Below are 933 nucleotides of genomic sequence, written 5' to 3'. Positions count from 1 at the left end.
TAATTAATTCAAGTTGCTAGTTTGAGTATTAAAAATACAAAGCAAAGGTTAAGTAAATTTGTTTTGCCGACTAAAAAACAAAACCGATGCTTTGCAAAGACAAAATTATCTCAATTTTTTGTTTAATCGATGATATTTTACAAGGAATTGGTCATAAAGAAGATGTAAGACGACAAGTAAGTGATAGTGAGATTATTCTAACTGCAATTGTTTCTTCAACAAGTTTTTATGGAAATCATAATTCTGCTATTCAATTTATGAAACAGTATGGATTTATTCCCAATATGCTTGATAAGAGCAGATTTAACAGGCGTCTTCATAAAATAGGGAAACTTCTTTATGAATTATTCGAGATTGTAAGTTCTTATTTTAAAGATTTTTGTTGTGAGATGCAGTATATCATTGATTCATTTCCAGTTGCTGTATGCAATAATATGAGAATCTCCAATTGTAAAATTCTAAAGGATAAGAAATGGAGAGGTTACACAGCTAGTATGAGAAATTATTTTTATGGGGTTAAAGTGCAATTAATCACAACAAAAGATGGAATCCCGATAGCTTTTCATTTCACTCCAGGTAAAACGGCCGATGCAAAAGCTCTTGGAAAAATGATAGATAAACTACCTGTTGAAGCCTCAATTTACGGTGATAGTGCTTATTTAGATTATGGCTTAGAGGATGCAGCTTTTGAGAGAAGATGCATTTTTTTAAAAATTCAACGAAAATCAAATTCCAAAAGAATTGACACTTTAGAACAAAAAAAGGAAAAATTAAAAATGAGAAAAAGAGTAGAAACAACCATTAGCGATATTAAAAAACTATTCCCAAGAACTATACATGCAGTTACTCTGGATGGATTCTTAATAAAGCTAACATTGTTTGTATTCGGTTTACAATTAAATAAAACAATTAACTAGCAACTTGAATTAATTA

At 29.6% G+C, this 933-nt stretch carries 1 protein-coding gene; it reads left to right on the top strand.

Annotation, left to right across the window (positions count from 1 at the left end):
* The first annotated feature begins 86 nt into the window (after positions 1-86).
* Positions 87-917: an IS982 family transposase gene (locus tag J3495_RS19000; protein WP_210668553.1), complete on the top strand. Its 831-nt coding sequence runs from the start codon at positions 87-89 to the stop codon at positions 915-917.
* Positions 918-933: the final 16 nt, after the last annotated feature.

The sequence above is a fragment of the Flavobacterium geliluteum genome (genome assembly GCF_017948595.1).
Lineage (GTDB): Bacteria > Bacteroidota > Bacteroidia > Flavobacteriales > Flavobacteriaceae > Flavobacterium > Flavobacterium flavipigmentatum.
Note: the sequence above shows the minus strand (reverse complement) of the source record. Positions and strands in the feature narration are given on the sequence as shown.

Excerpts from the sequence above, each read along its gene's own strand:
- J3495_RS19000 (WP_210668553.1), top strand. The coding sequence starts at position 87 with ATGCTTTGCAAAGACAAAATTATCTCAATTTTTTGTTTAATCGATGAT.